This window comes from Jeotgalibacillus sp. S-D1 (assembly GCF_004358665.1).
Lineage (GTDB): Bacteria > Bacillota > Bacilli > Bacillales > Jeotgalibacillaceae > Jeotgalibacillus.
Genome location: NZ_SMZR01000002.1, coordinates 636,083 through 649,571 on the forward strand (window position 1 = coordinate 636,083; position 13,489 = coordinate 649,571).

13 protein-coding genes are annotated in these 13,489 nt (G+C 41.3%); 5 read left to right on the top strand and 8 right to left on the bottom strand.

Translation table 11 applies throughout. The annotated features are described in order from the left end of the window. The first annotated feature begins 286 nt into the window (after positions 1 to 286). From pdxK to bshB2, 4 genes are all read left to right on the top strand, one after another. The gene (gene pdxK / locus E2R51_RS10145) at positions 287 to 1,126 is read left to right on the top strand and encodes a pyridoxine/pyridoxal/pyridoxamine kinase (protein WP_133376929.1); all 840 of its coding nucleotides are present in this window, start codon (positions 287 to 289) and stop codon (positions 1,124 to 1,126) included. Positions 1,127 to 1,218: 92 nt separating this feature from the next. Next, positions 1,219 to 1,494: a hypothetical protein gene (locus tag E2R51_RS10150; RefSeq protein WP_133376930.1), complete on the top strand. Its 276-nt coding sequence runs from the start codon at positions 1,219 to 1,221 to the stop codon at positions 1,492 to 1,494. A 717-nt stretch (positions 1,495 to 2,211) separates the two neighbouring features. Next, complete coding sequence (locus E2R51_RS10155) at positions 2,212 to 2,559, top strand: YojF family protein (RefSeq protein WP_133376931.1); 348 nt, start codon at positions 2,212 to 2,214, stop codon at positions 2,557 to 2,559. A 38-nt stretch (positions 2,560 to 2,597) separates the two neighbouring features. After that, entirely contained in the window at positions 2,598 to 3,278 is a 681-nt protein-coding gene (gene bshB2 / locus E2R51_RS10160) for a bacillithiol biosynthesis deacetylase BshB2 (protein ID WP_205703323.1), read from the top strand. 43 nt (positions 3,279 to 3,321) lie between these two features. Here the strand turns inward: bshB2 and E2R51_RS10165 are convergent, their stop codons facing one another. The 5 genes from E2R51_RS10165 to sda form a co-directional block, all read right to left on the bottom strand. Next, positions 3,322 to 4,272 (bottom strand): aminoimidazole riboside kinase, encoded by a 951-nt coding sequence (locus E2R51_RS10165; protein WP_133377084.1) that lies wholly within the window; start codon positions 4,270 to 4,272, stop codon positions 3,322 to 3,324. A 155-nt stretch (positions 4,273 to 4,427) separates the two neighbouring features. Next, on the bottom strand, positions 4,428 to 5,540 hold the full coding sequence (locus E2R51_RS10170; RefSeq protein ID WP_133376933.1) for a DUF1648 domain-containing protein: 1,113 nt from the start codon (positions 5,538 to 5,540) through the stop codon (positions 4,428 to 4,430). Then, complete coding sequence (locus E2R51_RS10175; protein ID WP_133376934.1) at positions 5,537 to 5,935, bottom strand: GntR family transcriptional regulator; 399 nt, start codon at positions 5,933 to 5,935, stop codon at positions 5,537 to 5,539. The genes E2R51_RS10170 and E2R51_RS10175 overlap by 4 nt, the downstream gene beginning before the upstream one ends. Positions 5,936 to 6,072: 137 nt before the next feature. Next, complete coding sequence (locus tag E2R51_RS10180; RefSeq protein WP_133376935.1) at positions 6,073 to 6,942, bottom strand: Cof-type HAD-IIB family hydrolase; 870 nt, start codon at positions 6,940 to 6,942, stop codon at positions 6,073 to 6,075. A 130-nt stretch (positions 6,943 to 7,072) separates the two neighbouring features. After that, positions 7,073 to 7,228 (bottom strand): sporulation histidine kinase inhibitor Sda, encoded by a 156-nt coding sequence (gene sda, locus E2R51_RS10185; protein ID WP_133376936.1) that lies wholly within the window; start codon positions 7,226 to 7,228, stop codon positions 7,073 to 7,075. A gap of 273 nt (positions 7,229 to 7,501) precedes the next feature. On the opposite strand from sda, the gene E2R51_RS10190 reads away from it, so the two are divergent. Then, positions 7,502 to 8,866, top strand: coding sequence for a YjiH family protein (locus E2R51_RS10190; RefSeq protein ID WP_133376937.1), 1,365 nt, complete (start codon positions 7,502 to 7,504; stop codon positions 8,864 to 8,866). A 225-nt stretch (positions 8,867 to 9,091) separates the two neighbouring features. On the opposite strand, the gene E2R51_RS10195 is transcribed toward E2R51_RS10190, so the two are convergent. The 3 genes from E2R51_RS10195 to E2R51_RS10205 all read right to left on the bottom strand — a co-directional run bounded on the left by E2R51_RS10195 (position 9,092) and on the right by E2R51_RS10205 (position 13,148). Continuing rightward, entirely contained in the window at positions 9,092 to 10,357 is a 1,266-nt protein-coding gene (locus tag E2R51_RS10195; RefSeq protein WP_133376938.1) for an ATP-binding protein, read from the bottom strand. Between the two features lie 257 nt (positions 10,358 to 10,614). Then, positions 10,615 to 11,565: an L-threonine 3-dehydrogenase gene (locus tag E2R51_RS10200; protein ID WP_133376939.1), complete on the bottom strand. Its 951-nt coding sequence runs from the start codon at positions 11,563 to 11,565 to the stop codon at positions 10,615 to 10,617. A gap of 392 nt (positions 11,566 to 11,957) precedes the next feature. Next, positions 11,958 to 13,148, bottom strand: coding sequence for a glycine C-acetyltransferase (locus tag E2R51_RS10205; RefSeq protein WP_133376940.1), 1,191 nt, complete (start codon positions 13,146 to 13,148; stop codon positions 11,958 to 11,960). Positions 13,149 to 13,489: the final 341 nt, after the last annotated feature.

Consider the following 13,489-nt stretch of genomic DNA (forward strand, 5'->3'; position numbering starts at 1 on the left):
TCATATGCCCCTCCCCTTTCTATACCATTCACATTCTATTAATTATACGAAAAACGTCGTTTAATGGAAACCTATACCTGCAGGCACGTAAATGGCCGACACACCGCTGTCCATATTTCAGACAAATCCATTACTATTTCCCTTTTATACGACGAGATATTTCCCAGGAAATTCTCTCCCTTGCCCGGTTGATCAGAATAATGTAAATACAGGCTTTTCCATGCTATGATAAGAACAGAATAAACACGAATTAATGCGAATACGCATATCTTTAGGAGGAATGATCATGACATTAATGAAAACATTGACGATAGCCGGGTCAGATACAAGCGGAGGCGCTGGAATTCAAGCAGATTTAAAAACCTTCCAGGAACATGGCACATATGGAATGACGGCTTTAACCACTGTCGTAACAATGGATCCAAATAACCATTGGCATCACAATGTCCACCCTTTGCCAATTGAAACATTAAATGCTCAGCTGGACACTGCTCTTTCTACTGGTGTTGATGCCATCAAGACGGGCATGCTGGGTTCAGTCGAAATCATCAAGACGGCCGCTTCAGCCATTGACCGTTCTGGTGTTCAAAAAGTAGTGATTGATCCCGTAATGGTGTGTAAAGGCGAAGACGAAGTGCTTTATCCGGAAACAGTGGGCGCTATGCAGGAGTATTTGCTTCCCCGCGCGACAGTTGTCACACCTAATTTATTTGAAGCCGGACAGCTCGCTGGAACAGGTACTCTGCACTCAATTGAGGATATGAAATCAGCTGCAAAAAAAATTCTCGATTACGGAGCTGCATCAGTCGTTATCAAAGGCGGAAAGCAGCTGGAGCATGGAGAAGCACTTGATCTATTCTACGATGGCACAACATTTTTTATCCTTGAAGCTGAAAAAGCAGAAACAACATACACCCATGGAGCAGGCTGTACATTTGCCGCTGCCATCACAGCAAACCTCGCTAATGGCCAGGCTGTAAAAGAAGCCGTAACCAACGCCAAGCAGTTTGTTACAGCAGCCATTCACCACGGCTGGAAACTAAATGAATATGTCGGTCCAGTTATGCATGGTGCCTTTACTCGATTTGAAAAAAACGAAATTAAAGAGCAATCCATTAAGGCATAATATGCCATTTTTAAAAACATATCTCAGTAATACGTTTAAATCCCTCATTTTAAGGAATACAGAAAGTAAAAGCTTTGCTATGAGGTGAAGATATGATTAATTTTGTAATTGCTCTCGCAATAGGCATCGGTGTATTTCTTGGTTTTTCGTTCATTACGGACTCAACAGGGCTTGCTGTTGGAGCAGGTGTCATCGCGCTGATTATAGCTATGATCGCGGTAGGCTTCTACACCGGACAGCGCAAGGAACAAATTTCAAAAAATGAAGAAGTCCCGCTTGAAAAAGACCGTACACCTGAAAAGGAAAACAAACAGGGTTACAATCCTGACAGCAGTAACGAAAAACGCATTAAAGATCCAACGAAATAACGAAACCGCTGCTCATGTTCGGAGCAGCGGTTTTTTATTTATGCGCTTGTGGATTTCTCGGGTAACGATAAATGGGGAAAGATTTGCTCTCCCGGCTCATCTCGCTACGTCCCCTCTGGCTTGCGAGATCCCCCGCAGACCGATAAATACAAAAACATTTGCGATATAATGCGAAACATGTACGATAAATCACTAAACCGGTTAGATATATTTGCGAAACGGAGAGGTTTGATCGATATCTTCTCAAATGTGATTGATATAACTCAAATGATGGGCGATATCTTCCCGATGTTGTATGATAAACCGGAATATGTGTGCGATAAATCGCCCCCGGCTCACCTTAACCTCACTACGTCCCTGCGAGATCCCCCGCAGACCGATATATACAAAAACATGTGCGATATAATCCCAAACATGTACGATAAATCACCAAACCGGTTAGATATATTTGCGAAATGGAGAGGTTTGATCGATATCTTTTCAAATATGATCGATATAATCCAAATGATGGGCGATATCTTCCCGATGTTGTGCGATAAAACCATAAACGTGTACGATAAATCCCCCACATCCGCCTCCACATCGCCCTCCCTCCCCGCTCCCACGCAAGCATTAAACATGTGCTCCCATCATCACAATCCATTTTTTCGCTTTCTTGTTTTATTTCGAGTAATATAGAAAGAATAGAATGTATGTATGTGGATAAGGAGGTTCTTTATGCAGCCTGTCAATATTGAAGAGGTACAGACATTGATTGACCGCTTTGCGGGAAAGGATGTCTATATTCATTTAGAAACAACGAATGGTTCCTATGCCACTCATGTGGATGAAGCGTTTTTTAACGCAGGATGTTTTATAAGAAATGCCAAAGTGCGCTATGAGCTTGGTAAAATTATTGGTGATGCTCCGTCACGAGTTGGTCTGAAGCTGGAGCTCGGATGGATCTATGCACAAGGCATTACGCACTTTGAATTGGATTCAAACAAACGTTTGCTTATGGCCGGACATGACCATCAGGGCAAGCTTGCTGTTGCATTGCAAATTAGCGAAACTCCGTTTGAATAGGTTGTTTGACGATTTTTCAGGAAGGGGACCGTACGATGATTGTTAAAGAAAAACATGTACTTGTCGTTTTCCCGCACCCGGACGATGAAGCGTTCGGCGTTTCGGGGACGATTGCAACACATCTTCAAATGGGGACTGGTGTAACCTACGCCTGTCTGACGCTTGGAGAAATGGGACGAAACCTTGGTAATCCCCCATTCGCTACCCGAGAATCCTTGCCGCTTATCCGTAAAAAAGAGCTGCAGGGTGCTGCAAATGCAATGGGTCTTACCGATCTTCGCATGATGGGTCTTCGCGATAAGACCGTTGAGTTTGAGGATGACGAAAAAATGACTGCCATGATAAAAAAATTAATCGATGAAGTCAATCCTTCATTAGTCATCACATTCTATCCGGATTATTGTGTTCATCCTGACCACGAAGCAACTGCCCGTGCAGTTGTGCGTGCGGTTGGACGGATGCCTGAAGCGCTAAGACCAAAACTGCATTGTGTGGCTTTCTCTAATAACACCCAGGCTGAGCTTGGGGAGCCCGATGTGGTTCACGATGTCTCTGCGGTTCGTGATCTTAAATTAAATACCATGCGTGCTCATATTTCTCAAACTGCCTGGATGCTGGAGGATTTAGAAAAACGTCTTGCAGAACAGGACCCTGAGGCAGTTAAATGGGTTACACAAGAACGCTTTTACAACTACCGCTGGGACCAGGGGTATGTATAAAACGTAAAAAAGATGCCGTGCGCTGTATGCGCCCGGCATCTTTTTATTTTTCTTTTAAATAGCCAGAAACCTCTTCAAACGTTGGAAGTGCAGTCATCGCACCTTTGGTAGAGGCTGCAAGTGCACCTGAAATACTGCCCACTTCAACCATTCGAACAGCATCGTTAAGCGTAATGGCATTGATGTCCCCTTCATAGGAATGAAGCTCAAATAAAACACCTGACACGTAAGCATCCCCAGCTCCAGTAGTGTCAACAGCTGTTACTTTTCGAGCAGGAACATGGGTGTGACCGTCTTTTGTATACACATAGCTTCCTTCTGATCCATGAGTGACAAGGATCAGCGGGATAGGGTATTGCTGGAGAACAGCCACCCCTTCTTCTATATCAAAAGTTCCGGTTAAAAACTCCAATTCCTCTTCAGAGATTTTCAGTACATCGACCTTATCAAGCATAGAAACGATGGTACGTCTTGCCTCTTCAGGGCTCTCCCACAAATTTAACCGCAGATTTGGATCGTACGACACAATTAGGCCATGCTTTCGTGCAAGCTCCACTGCCTTGATCGTTGCGCCTTTGGAGGGTTCACTTATCAGGGAAATTGATCCGAAATGAAATACCTTTGATTTTTCAAATACCTCTTCATTCAGATCTTCCTCTGATAAAAACCGATCTGCGCTTGGTGTAATGTAAAAATCAAAGCTTCGTTCACCATCCTCAGCAAGTGTGACGAAAACCACACCAGTTCTCACATCTTTTGTGAGCATCATTGATTCCGTGTTAACCCCATATGTATTTAATGTTTCCTTTAAAAACAGGCCCAGTACATCTTGACCAACCTTGCCGATAAAATGTGATTCCACGCCTAAACGGGAAACACCCACTGCGACATTCGCTGGAGCCCCGCCTGGACTTTTATGGTAGCTGCTATTGGTTTCATCTAAAGGAATAAAATCGATTAAAGCTTCACCTAAACTGATTACGCCTTTTTTCATCATTAACTCTCCCTGCTCTAGAAAATTTTCATTGATCATATTTTATCATAAGTTGCAAAATGTTGTTTATGGCAGCCCAAATAAGCAAAAGATGAACACTTCGGCTAAGAAGTTGTTCATCTTTTAAGTTGAATTCTCCAGTATTTACTGTTTATTTAAGCTCCAAGCAGGAAGGGAATGCCTGCTGCCAATAAGATAATGACGATAAAAACCACCCAGGCCACAGGTCGGGCAAGGTTGACCGTCCAGCCCACTCCAAATCGCTTCTCAAGAAAAATAGCTGGATCATTTTTATTAAAATACAATTGCCCTAATTTCCAATAGTGATCATCGTCACGGTCGATCACTGCACTTTCACCTCCGCCATGAGTACGAACACGGCTTCCCCCCTGCCCGGTCGTAATAGAAATCAGAATACTTGCGATCAGTACACCTATGCTGAAAATTAATGGAACAGCAACAAGTACTTGCTGATTGACGGGATAGACATTCGCTACCTGAATCAGTGAGAACATTGCGGTTAAAGCTGTGCCGGTTATGATGATGAAGGCAGACCATCTTCTTCTGAAAATAAGGTTCTGCTTTTTTGATCGTTCCGGTTGCTCGGCACTGATCTGCTGTTTGGCTCTGCTTATGATTACATTTACAAATAGGAACAGAAGGGTTAAATAAATTTGCATCACCGGCATAATCATGACGGTACGGTACGATTTATCTGCCCAATTGGTCACATCCCCTTCAAAATTATACTTCATTGGAATTCTTTGGGGGATCTGCTCATAGAGCTGGATGGTCCATAACAAAGTGCCAACAGCAATGAAAAAGGGAATGATAAACCACAGATTTGAATAAGTAGGACGGGCATCACGAAATGTTGTATCGACCCACACCTGCTGTGATTTTTCTTTGTTCCATGCTTTTTCAGATTTCAAACGCTTCATCCCAAAATGAAACTTCAAATAAATTGCAAAGCCCCCCAGCATGTAAAAGCCGACGGTTCCAAGAATGACTATACTTAATGTTTGTTCATCCATAGAGAGCTGTCCTGCTGCCAATAAAAAAATCAATATGGTGATCATGCTTAGAATCCCTGACAAAAGTGCGTAACGTTTTCTCATCAATTTTAGCAACGGTTCATCATAAACGGCTTCCGGGATCGAAACGCCAAAACTCTCCGTTCTTCGTGTCCAATATGGAATAAACATGAAAGAAATAAAGACAGGAATGAAAACAAACAATAAAAAAGGGACTATTTGCAAACTATTCATTCGTGATCCTCCTTTATATGGTTAAGCTCCTCATAAATGGCTTTGACCATCTTATTGAACTCTTCTTCTTTAACCCCTCTGCAAACGGCTTCTGCGATTAGTGGATGCAAGCTTTTCTGCAGGTTTTTCCGATACTCATCGTTCGCCTGAGGAATTCCTTCCGGGTTAATGACTACGCCTCTTTGTCTGTGAATTAAAATAAAACCTTCCTGCTTTAGCTGCTGATAAGCTTTATTTACGGTATGCAGGTTAATGCCTAAATCTGATGCCATTGAGCGAACAGACGGTAAACTCTCTCCTAAAAGCAGGTCCTTCCTTGCAACGCCCGCTATAATTTGATTTTTTAATTGCGTGTATATTGGTTCCTCTGCTTCTAAATCAATATGAATATACAAAGCATACTCCTTTCTGCAAATTTATTCGCTTGTTATATATATAGTATAACAGATGTTACATAATGATACTACTTTGGAAACTATTTTTCCAAAAAAAAAGACCGCCATGCTGGCGATCAAATTCGTGTTAAATCTATTTAGGATGATGGAACCATAACTAGCTGCTGAATCGCTTTAGCGACACCGTCCTCGCGGTTGGTGGCAGTTATATGAGCACACTGTTCTTTAATATCATCAGGTGCATTTCCCATTGCTACAGCATAACCAGCTTTTTTCATCATGGAAATGTCGTTATAATTGTCTCCAATTGCCATGACGTTCTTTAGGGAAATTCCTTTTTGTTCACAATACCATTCAAGCGCGAGGCCCTTTTGAGCATGAAGGCTCGTGATCTCCAGATTTTCCTTCCCAGAAGAACTGATCGCCAGCCCATCAAGCTTTTCAAGAATATTTCTTGCCTGCTCAAGTGATTCCGGATTTGATGAAAAAGCTAAGAATTTAAAAACGGTTTGAGCACTGTCATTGAAGATGCATTCATATCCTTCAACCACTTCTATATGCCCTTCCTCATAGCGGTTATTTGCTTCAGTGTGAACATGTGGAAGAGGCGTATCGGGATTAGTAGTAAGGAAAATATCAATCAAAAGCTGAATGCCCTGCTCCTTGTCATTTGTAAAGGTTCCCTGATCTGTATACACTTCAAAATAAATATCGAGTTCTTCAAGTTGTTTTGCCGTATGCTTCGCCATTTCCTTATCGATGCCTTTAACAAAAAGCTGTTCTCCGGTTTCGTTACGTATTTCCGCACCGTTGACCGCAATGACAGGGCAGATAATGCCGGCTTGTTTAAGAGGAATCATTGCCTCCTGATACGACCGACCGGTTGCCACGAGCACTTCCACCCCATGTGCCTGTGCTTCTTTAATCGCTTTTATATTTTCAGGACCAACGATATGGTCCTTATTTAGGAGTGTTCCATCCATGTCTGAAGCCATTAATTTGATCATAATCGTCACCTTTCTTCTTTTAATGTTCCTTATTGTATCATGCCCTACTTTTTGGAAGCCCTTACAGTGTTTTAACTTTACAATTTCTTAATCAATATAAAAAACATGGCAATTGAATCACCATGTTTGTTTAGCTTATTAATTGCACTAATTCTCTTGATGTAATTTCGCTTTCGAGAAGTTTTATAAAATCTTCCGAAAGATCCTTTTCTATGGCCATTTCAAAGGCTTCAATCAGTTTTTCATCAGACAATTTGTTAAGGGAACGCAATATGACCCACCTCATTTATTCTTTTTTTATTTATTTCCCGATTTACAACACTTTACACCTATTTTTAACTAAAATTTTATTTTCTGAATATAATATATTTTTCAGACATTTATTGAAATGTTAGAGAAGGAACAGTTATAGTAGTAGTAAGGCTTAACAAGTTTTTTTCAGGGTATATTTAAAAAACATTGGATTTTGTAAAGGGAGTGAATTAAAATAGAATATGTCTTATTTTTATACAGGAAATAAAATTTCCATTTTATTTACTAAAATCAAAGGAGAGAAAGTATGAAACACCCTAAATCTATAGATTATTTGCGCTTTATCATCCCATCCATAATTGGGATTTTATTATTTATGACTCCTTTCCCATCCGGAGATGGGTCTGTTACGATTCCAATCGCTATTTTATCCAATCTGCTTCAGGATGGAATCGGAAATATTATTCCCGCTCTCATGACATCTATTATTGTACTGACTGCTTTACTAACGTTGCTGGCACGGTTGGGCAAACCAACTTTTATTATGAACAGTGATTTTTTGAATAACCTGTTTTTTGTAACCTGGTTCTGGGTCATCGTCCGCGTGGTGGCTGCTGTCTTTGCAGTTATTACCCTTTTACAGCTTGGCGGCTCAGGCACAGAATATATTTGGTCATCAGATACAGGCGGATTACTGCTTGAAGAAGGCGGACTATTAACCGTATTATTCTCTGTATTTTTGTTCGCCGGAATGTTTTTGCCTTTATTATTAAATTTTGGACTGCTTGAATGGTTCGGTTCGTTAATGGCGAAAATTATGCGCCCTCTTTTCACTTTGCCTGGCCGCTCCTCCATTGATACACTCGCTTCGTGGCTTGGGGATGGAACAATTGGCGTGTTGCTGACCAGCAAGCAATATGAAGAAGGTTTTTATTCCAAGCGTGAAGCTGCTGTTATTGGTACGACCTTTTCGATTGTATCGATCACCTTCAGTATTGTTGTGATTGAAGAAATTGGACTGGGCAGCTATTTTGTACCCTTCTATTTGACCGTTACACTTGCGGGTATTGTTGCTGCTTTTATTATGCCGCGTATTCCGCCTCTGTCACTTAAAAAGAAAACGTATATCACAGAAGCTGCGGAAGATGCTGATCTTGAAAAAATTCCAGATGGCAAAAGCCGCATGCAGCATGGCACTGAAATGGCTTTGGCTGCCGCTAAACGAAACAACAGTGTGAAAAAATTTGTTGTTGATGGCAGCAAAAACATTTTGGATATGTGGATGGGTGTAGCTCCAGTGGTTATGGCTTTTGGTACGATTGCACTTATTCTTGCAGAAAAGACCAGCACATTTGTTATTCTTGGTGCTCCTTTTGTGCCAATTCTTGAATTACTTCAAATACCTGATGCAGCAGAAGCAGCACAAACAATGGTTGTTGGTTTTGCGGATATGTTTTTGCCAGCAATTATCGGACAAGATATCCCCTCTGAATTGACCCGGTTTGTAATCGCGGCTGTCTCTGTTACTCAGTTGATCTACATGTCCGAGGTTGGGGGACTTCTTCTGGGATCACGGATTCCTGTTTCATTTATTGATCTCGTGTTGATCTTCATTTTGCGTACGCTTATCACTCTGCCGATTATTGCAGGTGTTGCACACTTACTTTTTTAACAGAATAAAAAACAAAAAAGAGGATGGGACAAAATTTGTCTCATCCTCTTTTGCCTGCTCACTGCGCTTCAGGCAGACGTTTTCCGCAGGGACTCTGCTTAAGCCCTCCTCAGGCTTCGCCCTTCGGGGTCTCAAGCGGAGTCAAATCCTGCAGGAATCGCCGCCTTCCACTCCGTTCACCTCACGTTTTCAATTAAATTAACTCGGTTAATATGCCTTTTGCAGTTATGTCCCAAACTCTTCTTTTTTGTATAGCGGGAGCTTTATCTGCACTGTAGTGCCCTTGTTTAATTCACTCCGGAAAGTAAGCTGGCCTCTGTGTTCATGAATGATTTTGTGACAGATCGTAATTCCTAAGCCCATCCCTTTTGGTTTCGTGGTAAAGAACGGCTGCCCTAACTGCTCAAGATCTACATTTGAAATACCAGTGCCTTTATCTTCTATTGAAACTTCAATAAAACTTTTTTGATTCCTGCTTCTTATCGTGAGCCTGCCTCCTTCATTCATCGCTTCAATTCCATTTTTCACAAGATTGATGATCACCTGTACCAGCTGATTGCGATCGCCCAAAACCAGATCAAACTCTGCTTCAGCTTTCTCAAAGTGCAGCGTAACATCTTTATCCATTGCCTGGTGCTTCATTAAATTTAGTACGTACTCTATGGCAGCGTGAATGGAAAACGATTCCTCCAGGCGTGTTCTGGGTTTTGATAATACCAACAGCTCTTCTACAATCGAATGGATGCGATCGATTTCTGAAGACATTACCCCTATGTTTTCATTTGACAGCATAGGTGCTTCTCTCATGAGCTGAACAAAACCTTTCAGACTCGTTAACGGATTTTTTATTTCATGGGCTACCCCTGCTGCCAGTTCACCTGCAACTGCCAGTTTTTCCTGCCTTACCAGACGCTCTTCAGCGATTTTCTGCTGGGAGATATCACGGCCGATTGTGATCAGTGCCTTTCTCTGTCCATTTTTAAAAAAAATAGGCACTTTAATCACATCAAATGTTTTAAGTTCTCCTGAAGGAATGTAGAAGGATTCCTCGCAGCGGACCGTCTCGGCATTCTGCCATGTTTCTTCATCTGATGTAGCACAGTAGTCGAAGGCGTCTTTAAAAAAAGGATTCAATTCCCCAAGTTGCCGGTCTGTTTTTCCTATATACTGGTTTTCTTCCAGCTCATAAAGTTCCAGACCAAAATCATTGGTTCTTATCCACCGTCCTTCGCCATCTTTAAAGCACACAAAATCTGGCATGGATTGAATAAGAGCTGTCATTTTCAGTTCTTCTTCTTCCATTTCCACAAACAAATTCTTCACTTTACGATATCGATAGAAAATAATGGATCCTGTCACGGCAATTAAAAGAGCTATAAAAATTTCAGAAGCAATATAGACATCCGTTGGCACCAGCCCATTTAAACCTGCAATAACGAGGGTCATTTCTATAATAAAAAGTAAGATAAAAAGTCCCAATAATACTTTCATTTGAGATATTACGTAAGACTGTAACAGCTTTATCACCTCCCCGGCCGCGATTTCTTCTTCATTTACTCTTTTTCATACCCAAAGTATATGCCATATTGATGTCACATGTCGAATGATGCTGGATTAAATAAGCAGAAAATTTTATATATTCAGATGAGAAAGTTGTGTATGTTGTGAATAAAAGGGCTAATTTCAATTTCTTATAAAATAGATATAGATTAACCCGCTTGAACAAATTTGTTCAAGCGGGCTGTTAATTAGCTCATGATGGTTGTTCTTAGTTTTTGCAGCATGTCTTCTGTCATAGAAGACAGATCATGCGTTGTTTTAAAGCCCCATTCCCTCATGGCAGCTGTGGCATCAATGGAATTCGGCCAGCTTTCAGCGATTGCCTGGCGAACAGGATCGACCTGGTAATTTAATTCAAAAGCAGGAATATGTTTTCTTATTTCTGCTGCGATTTGTTCGGGATCAAAGCTCATTGCCGTGACATTAAACGCATTTCGGTGTTTTAAACGTGATGGGTCAGCCTCCATTAAATCAACAATTGCCTGAAGTGCATCCGGCATATACATCATATCCATGTATGTACCTTTGTCGATAAAGGAGGTATAACGGCCTGTTCTCAGAGCTTCATAATAAATCTCCACGGCATAATCCGTTGTACCGCCGCCTGGAGGCGTAACGTATGAAATTAATCCAGGGAAACGGACCCCTCTTGTATCCACGCCGAAGCGGCTGTGGTAATAGTCGCAAAGAAGTTCTCCTGCCACTTTGTTGATGCCATACATTGTTGTCGGACGCTGCAGCGTGTCCTGAGGAGTCGCTTCTTTAGGTGTATCAGGTCCAAAGGAACCTATAGAGCTTGGTGTGAAAAATTGGAGCTTCTGCTCCCGCGCTACTTCAAGAGCATTAACCAGTCCGCCCATATTTAAGTTCCATGCAAGCTGAGGGTTTGATTCTGCCCGTGCAGAAAGCAATGCAGCCATGTGCATCATCGTATCAACATTATACTTTTGAGCAACTGCAGCCATTTGGTTGGCGTTTGTTACATCAAGTATTTCAAACGGTCCTCCGTGAACGACTTCATTATCTACAGAACGGATATCTGATGCAATAACTGCTTCGGCACCATATTCTTTTCTTAATTTCACGATTAATTCTGATCCAATTTGACCAAGAGCTCCCGTTACTAATATTCGTTTCATTCCGATGTCCTCCTTAGTTGCATGTATACGTAAAATGACTGGCTATGAAAAGAACAAGTGTCCTCGTAGAGAATACACCTTGTTCCGTTGATGTTTTTATATACTTATAATTTAACATATTCAAATAAAAATGTTTATACCGGGAGGACAAATCAGAAAATTTACTTTTTTACGAATCTATTTTTCCCAGGATTTCCTCTCCACTTAATCAACTTTTCTGCATGCTGCAAAAGGGACAGGGTCAGTTAAAAGGGACAGCTTAATTTCCCCTTCAAGGTAACCTAAGCTTTACTATTTTACGGCGTAATACAAAAATGATTCTTTGTAAAAAAAGAATACCCTAACGAACATGTTCTTGTTCGTTAGGGCATTCCGGCTGGATTTTTTTATTTTCAACTAATAATATTTAGTTCTTTGCCTACTTTTTCATAGGCTGCTAATGCCTCATCAAGCATTTCTTTTGTGTGAGCCGCTGTTGGCATATTGCGAACACGTCCTGTACCGCGCGGAACGGTCGGGAAGACGATTGACTTTGCATAAACGCCTTCTTCGCTCAGGCGTTTACTGAATTGCTGCGTCAGCTTTTCTTCACCAATAATACATGGCGTGATAGGCGTTTCACTGTTTCCGATGTCAAAACCGATCTTTTTCAGCCCGTCTTTTAAGTAACGGCCATTTTCCCATAGCTTGTCGTGAAGCTCCGTGCTGTCAATTAACATCTGCAGTGCTTCTGTGATAGCTGCTGTATCCCCCGGTGTGAGGGCGGTTGAGAAAAGGAATGGGCGCGAACGGACCTTCAGCCAATCGATCAGGTCCTGTGTTCCTGCGACGTACCCGCCAACAACACCAATTGCTTTTGAAAGTGTTCCCATTTGGAAATCAACTTCCTTGGCCAAACCGAAGTGCTTAACAGTTCCAGCCCCTTTTCCCATAACACCTGAACCGTGTGCATCGTCTACATAGGAAATTAAATCAAACTCTTTTGCAATTTCCACAATTTCCGGAAGCTTGGCAACATCTCCATCCATGGAGAAAACTCCATCTGTGATAACCATTACTTTATTGTATTGCCCGGATTCTGTTGCTTCCTTCGCTTTCGCCCGGAGGTCTTCCATATCTGAATGATTAAACCGGATTATTTTTGCCCGTGACAAGCGGCAGCCATCAATAATAGAAGCATGATTTAATTCATCAGATAAAATCGCATCATTCTTATCCATTACAGCTGATATAGCTGCCATATTGCAGTTGAACCCGGATTGATAGGCAACAGCCGCTTCTGTACCTTTAAACTCAGCCAGCTTGTCCTCCAGCTTAACATGAAGATCAAGCGTTCCATTTATCGTACGAACAGCTCCTGCACCTACGCCGTATTTATCAATTGCATTTTTTGCGATTTCTTTTAGATGGTCATTCGTTGCAAGACCGAGGTAGTTGTTTGAAGAAAGATTAATAAGCTCTCTTCCCCCAATCTTTATCTTTGCCCCGTTTGCTCCTTCAACGGGATCAATTTCGTTATATAATCCGCGTTCTTTTAAATCGTTTAAGTTATCTTTTAAAAATTGATCTAAGATTTTCGCCATGATAATTCCTCCTAAACTGGTTTGAATCAGACAAATGTCCTTCTGACGTAAACAGTATAACCAAAATTCTATTGTTTATTAGCTCTTTATTCCATAGTAAGTTTAACATGTTTGTTTCATATGGACAATTATTCTTAAGCTGAGGCTGCGGGTTCCGGCATGGCATTACTCTCTTCCCTCATGCTTCACCTATCATTTCTATATAATCAGCAGATTCATTCAGCATTACCTGATCAAAATCTTCTTTTATAGATAATATTGGATATTATGTGTGTATTTTCAACATTTCTTTCTGGGAAATGATTATACTCGGAAGGGTTGATATGTTATGGTAGAAGTAT

Coding starts and splice junctions, on each gene's coding strand:
- pdxK (WP_133376929.1), top strand. CDS start 287: ATGACATTAATGAAAACATTGACGATAGCCGGGTCAGATACAAGCGGA.
- E2R51_RS10150 (WP_133376930.1), top strand. CDS start 1,219: ATGATTAATTTTGTAATTGCTCTCGCAATAGGCATCGGTGTATTTCTT.
- E2R51_RS10155 (WP_133376931.1), top strand. CDS start 2,212: ATGCAGCCTGTCAATATTGAAGAGGTACAGACATTGATTGACCGCTTT.
- E2R51_RS10165 (WP_133377084.1), bottom strand. CDS start 4,272: ATGAAAAAAGGCGTAATCAGTTTAGGTGAAGCTTTAATCGATTTTATT.
- E2R51_RS10170 (WP_133376933.1), bottom strand. CDS start 5,540: ATGAATAGTTTGCAAATAGTCCCTTTTTTATTGTTTGTTTTCATTCCT.
- E2R51_RS10180 (WP_133376935.1), bottom strand. CDS start 6,942: ATGATCAAATTAATGGCTTCAGACATGGATGGAACACTCCTAAATAAG.
- sda (WP_133376936.1), bottom strand. CDS start 7,228: ATGAGGTGGGTCATATTGCGTTCCCTTAACAAATTGTCTGATGAAAAA.
- E2R51_RS10190 (WP_133376937.1), top strand. CDS start 7,502: ATGAAACACCCTAAATCTATAGATTATTTGCGCTTTATCATCCCATCC.
- E2R51_RS10195 (WP_133376938.1), bottom strand. CDS start 10,357: ATGAAAGTATTATTGGGACTTTTTATCTTACTTTTTATTATAGAAATG.
- E2R51_RS10200 (WP_133376939.1), bottom strand. CDS start 11,565: ATGAAACGAATATTAGTAACGGGAGCTCTTGGTCAAATTGGATCAGAA.
- E2R51_RS10205 (WP_133376940.1), bottom strand. CDS start 13,148: ATGGCGAAAATCTTAGATCAATTTTTAAAAGATAACTTAAACGATTTA.